This is a genomic window from Tsukamurella tyrosinosolvens (assembly GCF_900104775.1).
GTDB lineage: Bacteria > Actinomycetota > Actinomycetes > Mycobacteriales > Mycobacteriaceae > Tsukamurella > Tsukamurella tyrosinosolvens.
In genome coordinates, this window is the sequence record NZ_FNSA01000003.1 from 4,152,857 (window position 1) to 4,170,162 (window position 17,306).

The window sequence follows — 17,306 nt, forward strand, 5'->3', positions numbered from 1 at the left end:
CCCGGCTGCCGCCCCGGTCAGAAGGGTGGGGGTTCGTCCGGTGGCGGGTGGTGTGCGGGGTCACGTCCGGCGAGGACGGTTTCGAGGTGGTGTTCGACGGGGCTGACGCGCTCTCGTTCCTCGCGTTCGCGGGTGAGGGCATCGAGGTGTGCGGCGCGAAGCCGTTCGCGTCGGGCGTGTTCCTTCTGGAGTCGGGTGGGACCGCTCGGTGGCGGCGGCTTCCTGCGCTCCGTGGGCGTGGGGGTGGTCCAGGTGATGCGGGTCAGGTCGGGGAACAGGGCTGCGATGGTGCGGGTGGGGTCGACGATGATCCGTTGGCAGGTGGGGCCGATCCACAGGATGCGGCCGTCGGGTAGTCGGGCGTCGGTCCACAGGCCGGCGGTCTTGAGCTGGTGGTGCGGGATGCAGAGGGGTTGGCCGTTGCCGGCGATGGTGGCGCCGCCGCGGGTGGGGTCGTGGTGGTCGTATTCGCGGGCGTGGTCGAGCTGGCAGCGCGAGGCCGGGCGAGTGCACAGGGGGAAGACGCAGCGCGGGTAGAGCAGGGTGAGGTAGCGGGTGAGGTCGGCGGAGAACCGGTAGCCGGTGCTGCCCTGCGCGATCACCAGCGCCCGAGGACTCACTGCGGTCGCCGGGGTAGGTGTGGGCAGAGCTGTCCTCTGGACTTCGGCGGCGGGTTCATCGACCCGCTGAGACGAATCACACTCCGTAGCCGTCGCTTCGGCAGCCGTTGCGGGCTCCTGATCCAGCGTGTCGGACGCGGACTCGGGCGCATCGTCGGTCTCAGCTTCGGCCTCGGAGTCGGTGATCACGGTGGGGCCTGCGTGGCAACACCGTGCGGCGAGCAGAACGCCGGCGGGTTCGCGGTGGGTGAGGTCGATACCGGTCGCGCGGAACCACGCCGCCCGCGGCCGCCGAGGTGACGGCCGGGCCGGAGATTCAGGCCGGTCGTGGTCGCGGTCGTGATCAACATCAGCGAGCGAGATCTCATCCGCGGCAGGCTGCGTGGGATCCGCTGCATCCGACGTCCCGGCGGTGCACGCGGCATCGGCAACGGAATCGGATACCGCGTCAGCGCGAGCGCTCGCGGTGCCGGCACCGTCTGCGCCCAGCTCGATATCGCGGTTCGCCTCCGGATCGCTCGGAGCCGCGATCTGTGCCGCAGCGCCGTCCTTTTCGATCTCGCTCGCATCGGGGAGTTCCTCGCCGAAGGGGCGCAGAACCGCGTCGTCACGGGCAGCGAGGTTGCGGGCGTGCTGGGCGGTGATTGGTCCGTGCCCGATCAGGAACCCCGCGTCGGTGTCGCCCGGGTCGGTGAGGGTCTTCTCGTTCACGACCACGTGGATCAGCGTGCGGTACCGGGTCACCACGCGCGCACCCGCGTGATCGTCATCGATCCCGTCGTCGCCGACCGCGCGGGCCTCTCGCAGCGGACATCCCGGGACCGCGCACCAGCACCCGAGCGTCGAGAAGCCGCGGACCAGCAACATCAGTCCGTCGGCCCGCCGCTGCGGCACCGTCCGCGGATCGGATTCGCACACCGTGCCGGCGATCTCGTCCACCCGCACTCCCAGCTCCAGCCCCTCGTGCGCGGTCAGCAGCGCGTACGCCGCGGCCATCCCGTCCTCCGCCGGACGGAACGTGACCCGGCGATCCTCCTCCGCCATCCGCCGCCGACGCTCCGCCGCCACCGGATCGATCTCATGAACCAGCCGATCGGCCGCCTCGCGCAACGCGGGCACCGAGATCAGCGCCAACGGATCCGCGGCCAGCAGTTCGGCGAGGAGCTCGTCGAACTCGATCGCCTGCCCGCCCGTCAACGCCCGCGCGCGACTGAGCGCCTCCATTCCGCCCCGCGGGGAGAGCACGTTGCGGCCGACCAGCGCGAACACTCGCGGCAAGCGTTCGACGAAACCCACCGCCTGTTCGATCACCGTCTCCGTCGCGGCCGGCCCGATCCGCAGCGTGACCGAGACCTCCGCCTTCACCGCCTCATAGGCGAGCGAGAGCTCGCGCCGCACCGCGTAGAAGTCCGCACTACCGATCGGATCCGAGGACAGGAACGCCGACTCACGCTCCCCGTACCGATCCCGGAACAGCGCATACACCGCCGACATCGTCCGGCAGAACGCGACGTTCTCGCACCGTCGCTGCTCCAGCAGTATCGACCCCAGAGCTCCGGAGCCGGGCGTACCGTCGACCAACACCGAAGGCAGCAGGGCCTTCGGGAGGTTCGCCAACGCGCCGGATCCGTTCACACTTTCATCGTACGCCTGTTCGATGACAATGCAAGAGCCGAACATGGTGGAACCGTCGAACTCGACGGTGCCGGGGAGCACCATGGAGTCATGAGCGAGAACTCCGATCCCCTCCCCGACTGGGCGCCGCTCGTCCGCGGCCTGCACACCCGGTTCCGTACCCGTGACTTCACCGCCGGCCTCGAGCTGGTCACCGCGTTCGCCGCCGCGGCGGAGGCCGCGAACCACCACCCCGACCTCACGCTGCGGTACGGCACCGTCGACGTGCTGCTCTACAGCCACGACGCCGGCGGCGTCACGGACCGTGATCGGAAGCTCGCCGCGCAGTTCTCCGAGATCGCCCGCGAGCGCGAGGTCACGGCGAACCCCGGGGAGTCGTCGGTGGTGGAGCTCGGCCTCGACACCGCCGACGCCGCGGAGATCGCGCCGTTCTGGTCGGCGGTGCTCGGCGCCGAGGTGCAATCCGGAATCGAGGGCGTGGAGGTCCGCACCCACGGCGCGGACGCGATCCTGTGGTTCCAGCGCACCGACCCGCACGAGACGCCGCGGCAACGCTTCCATCTCGACGTCTGGGTGGATCCGCGGGAGGCGCGCGGTCGCATCGACGCCGCCGTCGCGGCGGGCGGCCGCCTGGTCTCGGACGCGCACGCGCCCAGCTTCTGGGTGCTCGCGGACGCCCAGGGCAACCACGCGTGCATCTGCACGGTCGCCGGGAGGGACTGAACGGGCCGGGTCAGGCCCCGTCGACCCACTCCCAGGTGACGGTGCGGACGTCGGTGCCCTCGGCGCGCCGCAGCCGGACCATGAGGTGCCGGTCGGCGAGGCGTTCGGCGACGCCCTCGCCCCACTCCACGACGACGACGCAGTCCTCGAGGTCGGTGTCGAGGTCGAGGGCGTCCAGCTCGTCGAGGCCGCCGAGGCGGTAGGCGTCCACGTGCACGAGGCCCGGGCCGCCGGACGGGCCCGGGCGGTGCTCGCGGGCGATGATGAACGTCGGCGACGAGACGCGGCCCACCACGCCGAGGCCGGCCGCGATCCCCCGCGTCAGCGCGGTCTTGCCGGCCCCGAGCGGGCCGTCGAGGATGACCAGGTCGCCCGCGGAGAGCTCCCCGGCGAGCTCCCGGCCGAGGGCCTCGGTGTCCTCGACCTCGGGCAGGACGCGCTCGCCCCGCAGCGGTCCGCTCACTGCGGCACCGCCCGCGCGACGAGGTCGGCGACCGCCCGCGCCACCCGCGGCGCGGCCTCGAGGATGAGCATGTGCCCCGTGTCGGCGAGCACGATCAGCTCGGAGTCGAGCTCGTCGGCGAGGGCCTGCGACTTGCGCAGCGGCGTCATCCAGTCGTGGTCGCCGCACACCACCGACGTGGCGATCCGGCGCAGCACGGGCAGCGCGGCCCGCTCGTCGTAGTCCTCCAGCGCGGGCATGAAACCCGCGTAGGTACCGAGCGGCGCGGACAGGCTCATGGTCGACGAGAACTCGGTCATCGTCGCGCTCCGGTCGCCGGGCGCGTACGCACCGGCGGTGATGAACGGCGTCGCGATCGGCTTGATCGCCTCGCGGCCCCGGCCGACCACCGAGGGCAGGAAGCGGATCGCGGCGCGCACCACGTCGAGCACCGGATTCCGCAGCGCCGCAGCCAGTCCCCCGTCGGTCAGGGCGTGCGAGGCCGTTCCCAGCAGCGAGGCGCCCACCACCCGGGTGCCGATCAGTTCCGGGTAGCCCGTGGCGAACCCGCAGATCGCCATGCCGCCCATCGAATGGCCCACGAGCACGACCGGCCCCTCGGGCACCAGGGCACGCAGCACTGTGGCGATGTCGTCGCCGAGCAGGGCGACGGTGCTCTGCTCGGGGGTGCATCCGCCGGAGTCGCCGTGGCCGCGGCAGTCGGGGAAGACCATGCGCACGTCGTCGCCCCAGCGGGCCCGCAGCTCGTTCCGCACCAGCACCCACGACGCGGTGCGCAGCGTGAAGCCGTGCACGAACAGCACCGTCACCGGGGCGGTCCGGGGGCCGACCTCGCGGACGTGCAGGGGCACCCCGTCGGGGCTCATGACGATCGACTCCCGGTCGGCGCGGAACACCAGGTCGTCCGGAGCGACGGGGTCGTCTCCCGCGCCGCGGACACCGAGAACCCGTGCGGCGGCAGCGATCCCCGTCAGGGCCGCGACGGCGACGCCGGTGCCGAGCCCGGCCAGCAGGGCCGGCCCGGGCAGGCGCTCGGGGATGTGGATGCGGCCGCGGTCGTCGTTCACAGGTCCCCCGTGTAGGTGCGGACGGCGCGCCCGCGCACGCCGGTGAGGATCTCGTAGTCGATGGTGCCGACCTGCTCCGCCCAGTCGGCGGCGACGTCGGCGCCGGGCGCCTCGCCGAAGAGGACGGCGGTGTCGCCCTCGGAGACCCCGCCGCCGTCGGGTCCGAGGTCGATCACGCTCTGGTCCATGCAGACCCGGCCGACCTGCGGGAACCGGCGGCCGCCGATCGCCACCTCGATCCGGCCGCTGAGCGGGCGCCACACGCCGTCGGCGTAGCCGGCCGGGATCAGCCCGACGACGGTGTCGCGCGGCGCGATCCAGCTGTGCCCGTAGCTCACCCCGTCGCCCTGGCGGATCCGCTTGATCAGGATCACGGGGGCGGCGAAGGTCATCGCGGGCCGCAGCCCGAAGTCCCTGCCGGGCACCGGCACTCCGCCGTAGAGGGCGATGCCGGGGCGCACGAGGTCGAAGTGCAGGTCGGGGCGGGTGAGCGCGGCGGCGGAGTTCGCGGCGTGGACCTGCGTCGGCGTCAGGCCGTGCGCGCGGGCGTCGGCGACGGTGGCGGCCAGCGCATCGCGCTGCACGTCGAGGAACGGGTGCTCCGGCTCGTCGCCGTGCGCGAGGTGGGTGAAGACGCCCTGCAGCTCGACGGTGCCGGCCCGCTCGGCCTCGAGGAGCGCGTCGCGGGTGGCGGCCCACTCCGCCGCGGCGACGCCGTTGCGGCTGAGCCCGGTGTCGACCTTGACGTGGACGGTCGCGGGCCGCCCGACGTTCTTCGCCGCGGCCACGACCGCCGCCAGCTGGCGCGGGGAGCTGACGCCGATCCGCACGCCGGCGTCGATGGCGCGCTCGAAGCCGGTCGTGCTGAGCCAGCTGAGCAGCGGGACGGTGACGCCGTCTTCGCGCAGCGCGACGGCCTCGTCGACGGTGGTCACGCCGATCTCCGTGGCGCCGCCCGCGAGGACGGCCCGCGCGACGGGCAGCGCGCCGTGCCCGTAGGCGTCGGCCTTGAGCACGGCCATCACCGCGGCCCCCGGTGCGTGGTCGGCGACGATCCGCGTGTTGTGCGCGACCGCGCCCAGGTCGATCTGCGCGGTTAGTCGCTCCAGCCCGGTCGCGGGAATCGTTGTCTTCATGGCGCTGCTCAGCCTAGTCGCGCAGCACGACGCGCAGGACGCCCGGCACCGCCGCGCTGATCGCGGCGGCGTGCGTCGGGGCGCCGTCGGCGGCGCGGGCCGCGGCGAGTCCGTGCACCCGCGCGGCGCAGGCGGCCGCGGCGAGCGGGGCGAGCCCGGAGGCGAGGAGCTTGCCGACGAGCCCGGTCAGCACGTCGCCCGAGCCGGGCGTCGCCGCCCACGACGAGCCGGCGGTGTCGGCCACGACGGTGCCGTCGGGGGCCGCGATGACGGTGACGTGCCCCTTGAGCAGGACGGTCGCGTCGAGCTCGCGGGCCGCCTCCCGCACGGCCGCGACCCGGTCGTTGCCGACGGGGCCCACGAGCCGGGCGAACTCCCCCGCGTGCGGGGTGAGCACCGTCGGCGCGGAGCGGCCCGCGAGCAGGCCCGGGTGCTCGGCGAGCAGCGTGAGGGCGTCCGCGTCGAGCACCGTCGGGAGGTCCTGGTCGAGCACGCGGGCCAGACGGTCCGCGGCGGCACCGTCGACGCCCATGCCCGGGCCGGCGGCCCAGGCCTGCACCCGCCCGGCGTCCGCGACGTCGTCGCTCGCGACCGCCTCCGGCCAGGCGGCGAGCACCGCGTCGCGGGCGGTGCCGGCGTACCGGACCATGCCCGACGTCGCGCGGATCGCCGCGCCCGTCGCCAGCACGCCGGCGCCCGGGTAGGTCGCGCCGCCGGCGACGACGCCGAGCACGCCGAGGCTGTACTTGTCGTCGGCGGGGCCGGGGACGGGCCAGAGCGCGGCCAGGTCGGCGTCGTCGTAGGCGAGCAGCTCGCCCGCGCTCCGGTCGGAGGGGAACGCGAGGCCGATGTCGATCAGCTCGATCCGGCCGCAGCGGGCGGGGGCGAGCGCGTGCACGGGTTTGAGGGCACCGAAGGCGACGGTGACGGCGGCGGAGACGGCCGGGCCGTGCACGACGCCGGTGCGGACGTCGACGCCCGACGGGGTGTCCGCCGCGACGATCGGCGCGGTGATCCCGGCGACGAGGTCCGCGGCCTCCGGGCGGAGGGCGCCGCGGGCGCTGATCCCGACGATGCCGTCGACCACGAGGTCCGGGCGGCGGGGCGCGCCGACGATGCGGCCGCCCGCGCGGCGCAGCGCCCGCAGACCCGCGGCGTGAGCGCGGTCGGGCGCCAGCAGCACCGCCTCGACCGCGACGCCACGGCGCCGCAGGAACGCGCCGGCGAACAGCGCATCGCCGCCGTTGTCGCCGGAGCCCACGAGCAGCGTCACGCGCCGCCCCGCGGTGCCGCCCGTCCGCGCGGCCAGTTCCGCCGCGCAGACACCCGCGAGGCCGTGGGCGGCGCGGCGCATGAGGGCACCGTCGGGCAGGACGGCGAGGAGCGGAGCCTCCGCCGCACGCACGGAGTCGGGGTGGTGATAGTGCCGCACGCCGCCACGGTACGGCAGATCGGCTAACGTGAGCGGCGTGACGGATGCGAACAAGCTGGTGAAGCAGTTGCAGCGCCGCGGCCCGCACCGCGTGCTCAAGGGCGACCTGGGCGTCGCGGGCCTGCCCGGCGTGATCTACACGCCCGAGAGCGGCTCGAACCTGCCTGCGGTGGCGTTCGCGCACGACTGGCTGACCCCGTCGAAGAGGTACACCAAGACGCTGCAGCACCTGGCCTCCTGGGGCCTGGTCGTGGCGGCCCCGGACACCGAGGGCGGCATGCTCGCCTCCGACGGGCGCCTCGCGATCGACCTGGGCACCGCGCTCGACGTGATCACCGAGGTCCGCCTCGGCGACGGCGCCATCACCGTCAACAAGGCCAAGCGCGCCGCGGTCGGGCACGGCTGGGGCACCGGTGCGGCGCTCATCGCGGCCGCCGCGGACTCGCGCATCGAGTGGCTGTCCGCGCTGTTCCCGGCGCCCACCTCGCCGCAGGCCGAGAAGGCGTCGACCGGCACCCACGCGAACGCGCTGATCCTGGGCGCGCCCGGCGACGAGCACTCCATGACCTCCAACGCCGGCGTCCTCTCGCTGCGCTACGCGGGCCCGACGGAGCTGCGGATCGTGCCCGGCGCCGAGCCCGGCGGCCTGGCGGAGGGCATCTCACTGCGCGGCGCGCTCGGCGCGGGCGGCTCCGACAAATCGACGCAGAAGATGGTCCGCGCGCTGCTCACCGGCTACCTGCTCGGCGGACTCGCCGACGACAAGGAGTACAAGGTCTTCACCGAGGTCGGCGCCGACCTGGGCGACAGCTCCTACGTGTGGGACCCGAACGCGGAGCCCGAGCAGCCCAGCGCGTTGCAGCGCCTGCGCAGCCTGGCCTGAGATCCCGCGCTCAGCCCGCGCTGAGCCACGACTCCGGCTGCTCCGTGCGCGTGATCACGGGGATCGGCCGGGTGATCTCCGCCGGCGCCGGCGCGACGCCCGCGACGCGCAGGAGCTCGTCGAACAGGTCCTGTCGCTCGGCGATGCGGATCGCGCGGGCGTGGTCCTCGGGGTGCGGGTCGGTGCTGCTCACGGGTCCTCCTAACTGCCGCTGACGGCGAATTCGGCGCCGGTGCCCTGGTCCGCGGATTCGCCGGGCGGGCACGGCTCCTCCGCGGGTGCGGTGTCCTGCGCGCCGGTGTTCGAGGGCTTCGCCGGGGCGACCGGTGCCACCGGTACACCGGGGCTCGGCGTGGCCGACGGGGTCGCGCCGCCACCGGTCGACGGAGCCGGCGTGGTTCCGCCGCCCGTGCCGGACGGGGACGCGGCCGCCGGCGTCGCACCGCCGCCGGTTCCGGCATCGTTCTGCGTCGCTGGCTTCGCGTCGGCCGGCTTCGCGTCGCCGGCCTTGCCCGTGCCGTCCTCGCCCTTATCGGCGCCGCCCTTGGCACCGTCCTCGGCGTCGACCGCGGTGAGCTTGCCGTCCTCGCCGACCTTGAGGGTGGCCTTCTCGGCGACCGTGCCGTCCGGCTTCTTGGCGGTCACCTCCACGGTCTTGCCGTCAGGGCTGAGTGTCGCGGTGACGGTGCGGCCGAGGGCGTCGACGCCGAGCACCTTCTCGCCCTTGGCGTCCTTGTCCCCCGCCTTGTCGGCGTCCTTGTCGCCGGTCTTGTCCGCGTTCGTGCCGTCGCCGGTCTTGTCCTTGTCACCCAGGCCGAGCTGCTCCGCGATCTTCGGGAGCAGCTGCGAGAGCCACGACGGGGTGCCGCTGCCCGTGCCCGCTCCAGTTCCCGTGCCGGTGCTGGGCGTCGCGCTCGACGGGGTGGTGCTCGCGCCCGTCGTGGTGGGCGTCGTCGTGCCGGTCGTCGTGGGGCTGGTGGTCGTCGGGCTCGTGGTGGTGGGGCTGGTCGACGTCGGGGACGGGCTCGTCGACGTCGGGGACGTGCTGGACGGCGACGACGTCGTGGGCGACCCGCTGCCGCCCCCGCCGCCTCCGCTGGTGGCCGGCGACGCGGTGGTCGGGCTGGTCGTGGTCTGCGTGGAGGTCGCCGTGATCGTGCCGAACGACGGGGCCGGGAACGCCGACGCGTCGATGCCCTTGGCCGCCGCCGGCACGCTCGCGTAGGCGGCCTGGACGGCGGAGACAGCGGTCGCGTTGATCTGGTCGAAGCGGGCGAGGTCCTGCGCGAGCTGCGCTTCGAACCGCTCGCGGGAGCGCGCATTGAGTTCGACCAACGATGCGACTCCCGGAACCACCAGACCCGCGACCCGCATCACGCCCACCCATACGCCGGCGTCCGCTTCCTTCGAAGCGAACTCGCTGAGCGCGTCCGTCTTCGTCTTCACCGCGGACAGGACCGCGCCCGGTACCGACTCCGCCGCGGTCGCGGTCCTCTCGAGGACCGTGGCCACCGGCTCGCTCCGCTTCTGCTGTGCGTCCAGGGTCGTCACGGCGGCGCGTCCGGCATTGTCGGGCCAAGCCGTCTGCACGCTCGTACGCGCCGCGGACTGGTCCGTGACGGCCTGGCGCGCGGCCGTGGCCTGCTGCCGCAGCATGACCGCATCGCCTCGCAGAGATGCGAGATCGATGCCCCGCTCGTTGTCGTAGTCACGGCACACGTGATCACGCCAATCGGGCCATGTCTTCTGCGACAACCACTTCGCGATATCGAGCATCGCCTTGAAGTACTGCAGGCAATCCGCACCCGCGTCGAGCATCTGATCGACGGTCTGCTCCGCCACGGATCAGGCCCCGGTGACGGCGGCGGCGCCGCTCTCGTCGGTGGTCTTGTGCGCCGACGCCGAGGTGGTCAGCCCGGTACCGCAGGCACGCGAGCCCACCTGCCAGGCGTCGGCGCCCTTCGCGAGGCTCTCCATGGTGGCGGCGTAGGCGGCACCGTCGGACTGGTACTTCCGGCCGAAGTCACCGGACTCGGCGGTGAATCCGCGGATCCGGCCGGCGACGGTGCCGAGGTTGTCGGCCACCGTCGAGTACGTACCGCCGGCCGCGCTCACCGCGGCCGCGTCGATCTTCGTGCCCATGCGATCCCCCTCGCTGCGACGTCCCCTTACTCATTGGACGCACCAGCGGGCGGATCGGTTCCCGCGGATCCTCAGATCGCGCCGGCGGCGCGCACCGCGTCGAGCAGGCCGGCCGGGCGGGCGTCGACGGGCAGCGGCTCGACCTGCGCGAACCCGCAGCCGATGGCGCGGGAGGCACCGTCGGCCTCGGCGCTGTCGCCGACCATGAGCACCCGCTCCGGGGGCAGCCCGAGCGCGGCGGTGGCGGCGTGGAAGACCGCGAGGTCGGGCTTGGCGTGGCCCACCTCGAAGGAGAGGACGAACTGGTCGACGAGGTCGGCGATGCCCTCGCGCTCGAACGCGGGGCGGATGTCGTAGCCGATGTTGGAGAGCACGCCCACGGTGAGGCCGGCGTCGCGCGCCGCCCGCAGCACCGCGGCGGTGTCGGGGTAGATCGTCCAGTTCAGCGGGTTCGAGAACTCGCCGTAGAGCCGCTCCCGCTCGGCCGCGTCGGCGATGCCGGAATGCTCGAGGATGTGCAGGTAGGCGTCGCGGTGGTCGGCGGAGGACAGATCCCTCGCGTGCCAGGTGCGCAGCGCCTCACCCTCCATCGGGACGGGCGGCCCGACCGGCACCGTCATCCGGTGCAACAGCTCGCGCTGGGCCGCATCGTCGAGGATGCGCCCCTCGGCGTCGGCGAGCCCCGCGAACCACGCCGGGTCCGGCTCCAGCCGGAACAGCGTCCCCGAGAAGTCGAACAGCACACCGGCGTAGCCGGTCCCACCCGATGTCATAGGCCCCACGCTACCGGGTATGAAAACGTTTCGACAACACGCTCCGGAACCGGCCGTCAGGAGATGAGACCCGCGAGCCGCTCCGCGGTGCCGCGGGCGACCTCCTCGGTGGGCGCCTCGACCATGACGCGGACCAGCGGCTCCGTCCCCGACGGGCGCAGCAGGATCCGGCCGGCCTCGCCGAGCGCGGCCTCCTCCGCGGCCAGCGCCGTGACCAGGTCCGCGGAGGCCATCGCCGCGGCCTTGTCGATCACGCGCACGTTCACGAGCACCTGCGGCAACACCGTGAGCACCGACGCCAGCTCGGCGAGCGACGAGCCCGTCTGCGCCATCCGCTCCATGATCTTCAGGCCCGTGAGCACGCCGTCGCCCGTGGTGCCGAGCGCCGGCAGCACGACGTGCCCGGACTGCTCGCCGCCCAGGGCGTAGCCGCCGTTGCGCAGCTCCTCGAGGACGTACCGGTCGCCCACGGCGGCGGTGCGCAGGGTGATGCCCGCGGCCTTCATCGCGAGGTGCAGGCCGAGGTTGCTCATGACCGTCGCGACGAGGGTGTGGTCGGTGAGCTCGCCGGCCTCGTCCATCGCGATCGCGAGGATCGCCATGATGGCGTCGCCGTCGACGGTCCGCCCGTTCGCGTCGATGGCGAGGCAGCGGTCGGCGTCACCGTCGTGCCCGAGGCCCAGGTCGGCCTCGTGCGCCAGCACCGCCGCGCGCAGGCCCTCCAGATGCGTGGAGCCGCAGTCGCGGTTGATGTTGAGGCCGTCGGGATCGTCGTGGATCGCGATCACCTCGGCGCCCGCGTCGCGATAGGCCTTCGCGGCCACCGTCGAGGCGGCGCCGTTGGCGGCGTCGACGACCACCTTCAGACCGGCGAGGGGGACGTGGACGGCCGACTCCAGGTGCGCGACGTACCGGTCGACGGCGTCGAAGGCGCGCTTGACGCGGCCGATCGCGGCGCCCGTCGGGCGCGGCGGGGCGGGATCGTCGAGGGCCGCCTCGATGGCGTCCTCCTGCGCGTCCTCCAGCTTGTGCCCGCCGCGGGTGAAGAACTTGATGCCGTTGTCCGGCATGGGATTGTGCGAGGCGGAGATCATCACGCCGAGCGCGGCGTCGTACTCGGCCACCAGGTGCGCGACGGCGGGCGTGGGCATCACGCCCACGAGCAGCACGTCGACGCCGGCGCTGGTCAGGCCCGCGGAGACCGCCGCGGAGAGCATCTCCGACGATGCCCTCGGGTCCCAGCCGACGACCGCGAACGGCCGATCCCGGCCCTCGAGATCGTGGGCGCCGAGCACGGCCGCCGCGGCGGCGGACAGCTTCAGCGCCAGGTCGGCGGTCAGATCCTTGTTGGCCAGGCCGCGCACACCGTCGGTCCCGAACAGACGCCCCATGGGTCATACCTCGCTAGAGAAAGAAGAGGGAGGAGGCGAGCCGGCCCCGCAGCCGGTCGCACGCGCCGCCATGACGGCGGCGAAGAAGGTGGAAACGAGACCAGGGCAGGCGCCCGCACGGATGCGGGTGCCTGCCCTGGTGAGAGGCTGCAATCAGCGCTTGCTGTACTGCGAGGCCTTACGGGCCTTCTTCAGGCCGTACTTCTTGCGCTCGACGGCACGCGGGTCACGCGTGAGGAAGCCGGCGCGCTTGAGCGCGGGACGGTCCTCGGGCGAGACCTCGATCAGCGCGCGGGCGATGGCGAGGCGCAGCGCGCCCGCCTGGCCCGACGGGCCGCCACCGGAGAGGTTCGCGGCGATGTCGAAGGACTCGAGGCGCTCGACGGTGTTCAGCGGATCCTTCACCAGCTGCTGGTGCAGCTTGTTGGGGAAGTAGTCCTCGATGGTGCGGCCGTTCAGCACGAAGTTGCCGGTACCGGCGGTCAGACGCACCCGAACCACGGCCTCCTTGCGGCGGCCGACGGTCTGGATGGGGCGGTCGATGACCACGGGGCCACGGGGGGCGCGGGTCTCGGCCGAGGCCGCCTCGGGGGTCTCCGAGGTGTACTCGTTGGGAACGACCTCGGCGTCGGACTCGTTGTTCTCGATCGTGTCGCTCACTGCTGCGCCACCTGCTTGATCTCGTAGGGAACCGGCTGCTGCGCGGTGTGGGGGTGGTTCGGGCCGGCGTAGACCTTCAGCTTGCCGCCGATGGCGCTGCCCAGCTTGTTCTTCGGGATCATGCCCAGAACAGCCTTCTGCACCACGCGCTCCGGGTTCTTGGAGCCGAGGACCTCGCTGATGGTGCGCGAGCTCAGGCCGCCCGGGAAGCCCGAGTGGCGGTAGTGCCGCTTGTCGGTGAGCTTGGCGCCCGACAGGGCGACCTTCTCGGCGTTGATGATGATGACGTAGTCGCCGCTGTCCACGTTGGGGGCGTAGGTCGGCTTGTGCTTGCCGCGCAGCAGGTTGGCAGCTGCGACGGCGAGGCGGCCGAGCACCACGTCGGATGCGTCGATGACGTGCCACTGCCGGGTCACGTCACCCGCCTTCGGGGTGTAAGTAGGCACAGGAGATCCTCTGCTCGATGGTTCGGTGCCGGTCCATGCGTGACGAGAGCACTCCCGGCGACCAACGGAGACCCGGGACCCGACTCCGCATCGCCCTCGATCTTCCGACCACAGGGCAGCACGGCGCCACACACCAGCGGACCAGAGTACGCGGGTGCCCCGCCGCAGGTCAAAACGGGCGGATCGGGGTGACCGGCCCACCGCCCCGTGCCCGACGGTGCCGCACATCAGGGTCCGGTAGGGGGCTTTCCCGGATGTGGCCGGGCACCGTCGGGAAATAGCTTCGAGGACATGACCACCCCGACCGTGGAGGCGCCCGCCGCGCCCGCGTCCGACACCCCTCCCCCGCGCTGGACCACCGCCCAGTTGATCGGCTTCCGCCTGCTCTTCACGCTGGGCGGCGGCCTGACGATCCTGTCCGTCTTCGGCAGCCTGCAGTTCGCGCCCGTGATGTCCGTCGTTCAGGGCCCGTTCGCGCGGCTCGGCGCGCTCGTCACCGGGACGGAGCTGCAGCTGCCGGAGCTGACCAGCTCGGGCGATTCGATGGGGATCTGGCAGTACCACATCGGCTGGGCGGTGGTCGCCGTCGTGATCACCGCGGTCTGGACGCTCCTGGACCGGGGCCGCGGCGACTACCGCAGCCTCGGCGGCCTGCTCTGGCAGGTGGGCCGGATCGCCCTGGCGAGCGGCATGATCTTCTACGGCCTGGGCAAGGCGATCCCCACACAGATGGGGTTCATGCAGCTGCCGACCTACGCGCTGCAGCCCGCCGGCGACATCAGCCGGATGAACATGCTGTGGGGCTTCATGGGCGCCTCGGACGGCTACTCGATCGTCACGGGCCTCGTGGAACTGATCTCGGGCATCCTGCTGCTGTCGCGTCGCACCTGGATCCTGGGCGCGCTGGGCTCGATCGTCTCCATGGTGCAGGTGCTGCTCATGGACAGCTTCTACAACGTGCCGGTGAAGTTCCTCTGCTTCGAGTTCCTGGTGATCGCGATCGCCCTGCTCGCGCCGCAGTGGCTGAACCTCATCCGCGCGAGCTTCGGCCGGGCGACGGGACCGATGCCCGCGATCTGGCCCGCCGCGGGCGCCGACCGCACCTGGCTGCGGCGCACCGGGAAGACCGCCGCGGTGCTCGCCCTGGTCGCCATCACGGGGGTCGGCCTCGCCGCCGGGGTCATGATGAAGTCCGCGCTCTCGGAGACGCGGGGCGACATCGACGGCACGTGGCACGCGACGTCCTTCCGCGTCGATGGCCGCGAGGCGGCCCTCGCCACCGACCCGGCGTGGATCAACGTCGCCATCACCTACCGCGGCCGCGGGATCTGGGAGGCCGCCGGCGAGTCGTACAACTCCTTCGTCACGCAGGACTCCACCGCGCGGGTCACGCCCTGGCTCCTCGACGTCAGCGACACCGCGCTGACCATCAAGGCCCGCAAGTCCGGACCCGAGACGGTGCTGCAGTACACGCAGCCCGACCGGGATCGCCTGACGATCACCGGACGGGTCGACGGCCGCGACGTCGTGGCCGCCTACGAGCGGCGCCCCATGAAGCGGGAGTCCGAGGACCTGCGCTTCACCCACCCGGTCCCCGACGAGGACGCGCCGACCCTCGACTTCCCCTGAGTCCCCGTTACATCTGTCACTAGGAGCGATCGTGAGCCGCACTTACGATGACGGCATGAGCGCACCCCAGAGCCCCCTGGGCCAGTCCGCACCGTCGACCGTCCCCGGGCCGGGGATGCCACCCCCGCTCGGTCCCCCGGTCCCGCCGCCCGCGCCGGAGCCGGTGTGGTCGAGCGCGCAGAAGCTGGCCTTCCGCCTGCTGTTCGTGCTCGGCGGCGGCATCCTGCTGCTGTCCGTGTACGGCAACGCGGGACTCGCCGTCGTGTGGAAGTTCTCCGGGATCTGGTGGCTGTTCGCCCAGATCGGCAGCTTCATCACCACCGGCGGAGGCGTCGACATCGTCGTCTCCGGCGGCGGCGACAACCGGTGGCAGTGGTCCATGCACCTCGGCTGGATCGTGGTCGGCCTGGTGATCGTGGCGGTGTGGACGGCGCTCGACCGGAACCGCCCGAACTACCGCTCGCTGCTGGGGCTGCTCGGCGTCCTCGCGCGGTTCGCGCTGGCGCTGTCGATGCTGTTCTACGGCATCGCCAAGGTGCTCCCCACGCAGATGGGCTTCATGGCGCTGCCCGCGAACCAGCTGCAGCTCACCGGCGACACCAGCCTGTTCACCACGCTGTGGGGCTTCATGGGCGCGTCGGTGCCCTACATGGTGGTCACCGGCCTCATCGAGCTGACGGCGGGCGTGCTGCTGCTGTGGCGGCGCACCGCGATCCTGGGATCGCTGCTCGCGATTGTCGCGATGGGGCAGGTCTTCCTGCTCAACCTGTTCTACGACGTGCCCGTGAAGATCATCGCCGGCGAGCTGCTGCTCATCGCGATCGCGCTCACCGTGCCGTACGCGCCGAACCTGCTGCGGGCGGCGCTGAACCGGCCGGCGCCGACCCCGGTGCCGCCGCTGCCCGTCGCGGGCGCGGGCCGCTCGTGGGCCCGGATCACGGGGCAGGTCCTCAAGTTCGGCGTGGCGGGGCTCCTGATGATGGTGCTCACGGCGAGCGGCGCGCTCATGACCTACGTGCTCCACACCCCGCGCTCGGCCCTCGACGGGGTCTGGCGGGCCACGTCCTTCACCATCGACGGTGCGCCCGCCGGGCTGGCCCAGCGTGACCCGGCGCCGTGGGCGAACGTGGCGATCACCCTGCGCGGCAGCGATTCCAACGATGTGCTGAAGCAGCTCGGCACGGCGTACGACAGCGTGGTGACGCAGGCGCCCTCCGGCTACACCACCTCGTGGCTGCTCGAGGTGGAGGGCGACGTGCTCGAGCTGCGCAAGAAGGAGGACGACGCTCCCCTGCGCGTGACCGCGCGGGTCGACGGCGACCGGCTGCAACTGAGCGGCACGGTGGACGGCAAGCGCGTCGAGGGCGTCTACGAACGACGATTCATGGAGCGGCAGCGTTCGCACTTCCGGCTCGTCCAGCCCGACGATCCCGGTGCCGCAAGCCCGGAACGAGGAGGTTCCTGACATGACCAGACCATTCCGCTTCGCGGTGACCGCACTGCCGGTCCCGCAGCTCGGCGACTGGGCGACCTACGCCCGGTCGGTGGAGTCCGACGGCTTCGACGTGCTCGCGCTCCCCGAGAACTACCCGCTGCCCGACGGTTTCACGTCGGCAGCGGTGGCGCTCGGCGCGACCTCGACGCTGGAGGTGGCGAACTACGTAGTGGCGTCGCCGCTGCACGACCCGAAGCACGCGGCGTGGCAGGCGCATTCGCTGGCGACGATCAGCGGCGGCCGGTACCGGTTCGGCATCGGCACGGGCCGCCCCGACGTGGCCGGCGACGCCGCTGCCCTCGGCGTGCCCTTCGGCGCGGGCGCCGAGCGCCTGGCCCGGGTCGTGGACACCCTCGACGCGCTCGCCGCGCTCGACGGTGCCGGGCACACCCCGGTGCTCATGGCCGCGGGCGGCCCGAAGGCCCTCGCGGTGGCGCGGGAGCGGGCCGACACGGTGGCCGTGGCCGCGGCCCCCACCACCCCGGCCGCGGCGCTCGCGGAACTGACCGCACCGCTGCGGGACCGGGTGGAGCTGGCGACGTCGGTCTTCGCGGTGAACGGCTTCGCCCCCGACTACGTGAGCGCGTTCATCGGCGGCGACCTCGACGCGCTGCGCGCCGTGGACAACCCGGCGCTGCTGGACGGGTCCGTGGACGAGATCTGCGAGACCCTGATCCGCCGGCGCGAGGAGTACGGCTTCTCGCTCATCGTGCTCGGCGGGCACACCCTGGAGGCGATGCGCCCGGTGGTCTCGCGCCTGGCCGGGACGTGACCCGCCGACGGTGCCCGTCCCCCACCGTGCAGGCGCATG

At 73.0% G+C, this 17,306-nt stretch carries 17 protein-coding genes; 5 read left to right on the forward strand and 12 right to left on the reverse strand.

The genetic code is table 11. From position 1 onward, the window contains the following. Positions 1-17 precede the first annotated feature (17 nt). The gene (locus tag BLW32_RS22540) at positions 18-2,255 is read right to left on the reverse strand and encodes an HNH endonuclease signature motif containing protein (protein ID WP_170181097.1); all 2,238 of its coding nucleotides are present in this window, start codon (positions 2,253-2,255) and stop codon (positions 18-20) included. A 90-nt stretch (positions 2,256-2,345) separates the two neighbouring features. On the opposite strand from BLW32_RS22540, the gene BLW32_RS22545 reads away from it, so the two are divergent. Beyond that, positions 2,346-2,978 (forward strand): 4a-hydroxytetrahydrobiopterin dehydratase, encoded by a 633-nt coding sequence (locus tag BLW32_RS22545; RefSeq protein ID WP_068741578.1) that lies wholly within the window; start codon positions 2,346-2,348, stop codon positions 2,976-2,978. A 10-nt stretch (positions 2,979-2,988) separates the two neighbouring features. Here the strand turns inward: BLW32_RS22545 and tsaE are convergent, their stop codons facing one another. Genes tsaE through BLW32_RS22565 form a run of 4 tightly spaced genes read right to left on the reverse strand, consistent with a single transcriptional unit; the run spans position 2,989 to position 7,076 of the window. Further along, positions 2,989-3,441, reverse strand: a complete 453-nt coding sequence (tsaE, locus tag BLW32_RS22550) for a tRNA (adenosine(37)-N6)-threonylcarbamoyltransferase complex ATPase subunit type 1 TsaE (protein WP_068741577.1) — start codon at positions 3,439-3,441, stop codon at positions 2,989-2,991. Further along, complete coding sequence (locus BLW32_RS22555) at positions 3,438-4,508, reverse strand: alpha/beta fold hydrolase (protein WP_068741576.1); 1,071 nt, start codon at positions 4,506-4,508, stop codon at positions 3,438-3,440. Before BLW32_RS22555 ends, tsaE begins: the two co-directional genes overlap by 4 nt. After that, positions 4,505-5,644, reverse strand: coding sequence for an alanine racemase (gene alr, locus BLW32_RS22560; RefSeq protein ID WP_082791381.1), 1,140 nt, complete (start codon positions 5,642-5,644; stop codon positions 4,505-4,507). Before alr ends, BLW32_RS22555 begins: the two co-directional genes overlap by 4 nt. Positions 5,645-5,657: 13 nt before the next feature. Further along, positions 5,658-7,076: an NAD(P)H-hydrate dehydratase gene (locus tag BLW32_RS22565; RefSeq protein WP_068741574.1), complete on the reverse strand. Its 1,419-nt coding sequence runs from the start codon at positions 7,074-7,076 to the stop codon at positions 5,658-5,660. Positions 7,077-7,113: 37 nt separating this feature from the next. Between BLW32_RS22565 and BLW32_RS22570 the strand changes: the two genes are divergently transcribed. Then, positions 7,114-7,959 (forward strand): dienelactone hydrolase family protein, encoded by an 846-nt coding sequence (locus BLW32_RS22570; protein ID WP_331710751.1) that lies wholly within the window; start codon positions 7,114-7,116, stop codon positions 7,957-7,959. Positions 7,960-7,969: 10 nt separating this feature from the next. Here BLW32_RS22570 and BLW32_RS22575 read toward each other — a convergent pair whose 3' ends face one another. The 7 genes from BLW32_RS22575 to rplM form a co-directional block, all read right to left on the reverse strand. Further along, positions 7,970-8,152: a hypothetical protein gene (locus tag BLW32_RS22575; protein WP_068741572.1), complete on the reverse strand. Its 183-nt coding sequence runs from the start codon at positions 8,150-8,152 to the stop codon at positions 7,970-7,972. A gap of 8 nt (positions 8,153-8,160) precedes the next feature. Next, positions 8,161-9,801 carry a hypothetical protein gene (locus tag BLW32_RS22580; RefSeq protein WP_068741571.1) on the reverse strand — a complete coding sequence of 547 codons (1,641 nt, stop codon included), beginning with the start codon at positions 9,799-9,801 and terminating at the stop codon, positions 8,161-8,163. Positions 9,802-9,804: 3 nt separating this feature from the next. Next, a complete protein-coding gene (locus BLW32_RS22585) occupies positions 9,805-10,101 on the reverse strand; it encodes a hypothetical protein (RefSeq protein ID WP_068741570.1) in 297 nt (98 codons plus the stop codon). Positions 10,102-10,172: 71 nt separating this feature from the next. Next, complete coding sequence (locus tag BLW32_RS22590; RefSeq protein WP_068741569.1) at positions 10,173-10,874, reverse strand: HAD family hydrolase; 702 nt, start codon at positions 10,872-10,874, stop codon at positions 10,173-10,175. 56 nt (positions 10,875-10,930) lie between these two features. Continuing rightward, positions 10,931-12,265 carry a phosphoglucosamine mutase gene (glmM, locus tag BLW32_RS22595; RefSeq protein ID WP_068741568.1) on the reverse strand — a complete coding sequence of 445 codons (1,335 nt, stop codon included), beginning with the start codon at positions 12,263-12,265 and terminating at the stop codon, positions 10,931-10,933. A 153-nt stretch (positions 12,266-12,418) separates the two neighbouring features. Further along, on the reverse strand, positions 12,419-12,925 hold the full coding sequence (rpsI, locus tag BLW32_RS22600; RefSeq protein WP_068522586.1) for a 30S ribosomal protein S9: 507 nt from the start codon (positions 12,923-12,925) through the stop codon (positions 12,419-12,421). Next, complete coding sequence (rplM, locus tag BLW32_RS22605; protein WP_068522588.1) at positions 12,922-13,371, reverse strand: 50S ribosomal protein L13; 450 nt, start codon at positions 13,369-13,371, stop codon at positions 12,922-12,924. Before rplM ends, rpsI begins: the two co-directional genes overlap by 4 nt. Before the next feature lie 291 nt (positions 13,372-13,662). On the opposite strand from rplM, the gene BLW32_RS22610 reads away from it, so the two are divergent. From BLW32_RS22610 to BLW32_RS22620, 3 genes are read left to right on the forward strand one after another with little or no spacing between them, the layout of a single operon-like run. Beyond that, on the forward strand, positions 13,663-15,000 hold the full coding sequence (locus BLW32_RS22610) for a hypothetical protein (protein ID WP_068741567.1): 1,338 nt from the start codon (positions 13,663-13,665) through the stop codon (positions 14,998-15,000). Between the two features lie 55 nt (positions 15,001-15,055). Further along, positions 15,056-16,465 (forward strand): hypothetical protein, encoded by a 1,410-nt coding sequence (locus BLW32_RS22615; protein ID WP_139286290.1) that lies wholly within the window; start codon positions 15,056-15,058, stop codon positions 16,463-16,465. Position 16,466: 1 nt separating this feature from the next. Beyond that, on the forward strand, positions 16,467-17,267 hold the full coding sequence (locus BLW32_RS22620) for an LLM class flavin-dependent oxidoreductase (RefSeq protein WP_068741565.1): 801 nt from the start codon (positions 16,467-16,469) through the stop codon (positions 17,265-17,267). The last annotated feature ends 39 nt before the right edge of the window (positions 17,268-17,306 follow it).

Bases quoted from the DNA above. Each gene is read 5' to 3' on its own strand.
- BLW32_RS22590 (WP_068741569.1), bottom strand. From the start codon at position 10,874: ATGACATCGGGTGGGACCGGCTACGCCGGTGTGCTGTTCGACTTCTCG.
- BLW32_RS22610 (WP_068741567.1), top strand. From the start codon at position 13,663: ATGACCACCCCGACCGTGGAGGCGCCCGCCGCGCCCGCGTCCGACACC.
- BLW32_RS22585 (WP_068741570.1), bottom strand. From the start codon at position 10,101: ATGGGCACGAAGATCGACGCGGCCGCGGTGAGCGCGGCCGGCGGTACG.
- glmM (WP_068741568.1), bottom strand. From the start codon at position 12,265: ATGGGGCGTCTGTTCGGGACCGACGGTGTGCGCGGCCTGGCCAACAAG.
- alr (WP_082791381.1), bottom strand. From the start codon at position 5,644: ATGAAGACAACGATTCCCGCGACCGGGCTGGAGCGACTAACCGCGCAG.
- BLW32_RS22545 (WP_068741578.1), top strand. From the start codon at position 2,346: ATGAGCGAGAACTCCGATCCCCTCCCCGACTGGGCGCCGCTCGTCCGC.
- BLW32_RS22615 (WP_139286290.1), top strand. From the start codon at position 15,056: ATGAGCGCACCCCAGAGCCCCCTGGGCCAGTCCGCACCGTCGACCGTC.
- BLW32_RS22620 (WP_068741565.1), top strand. From the start codon at position 16,467: ATGACCAGACCATTCCGCTTCGCGGTGACCGCACTGCCGGTCCCGCAG.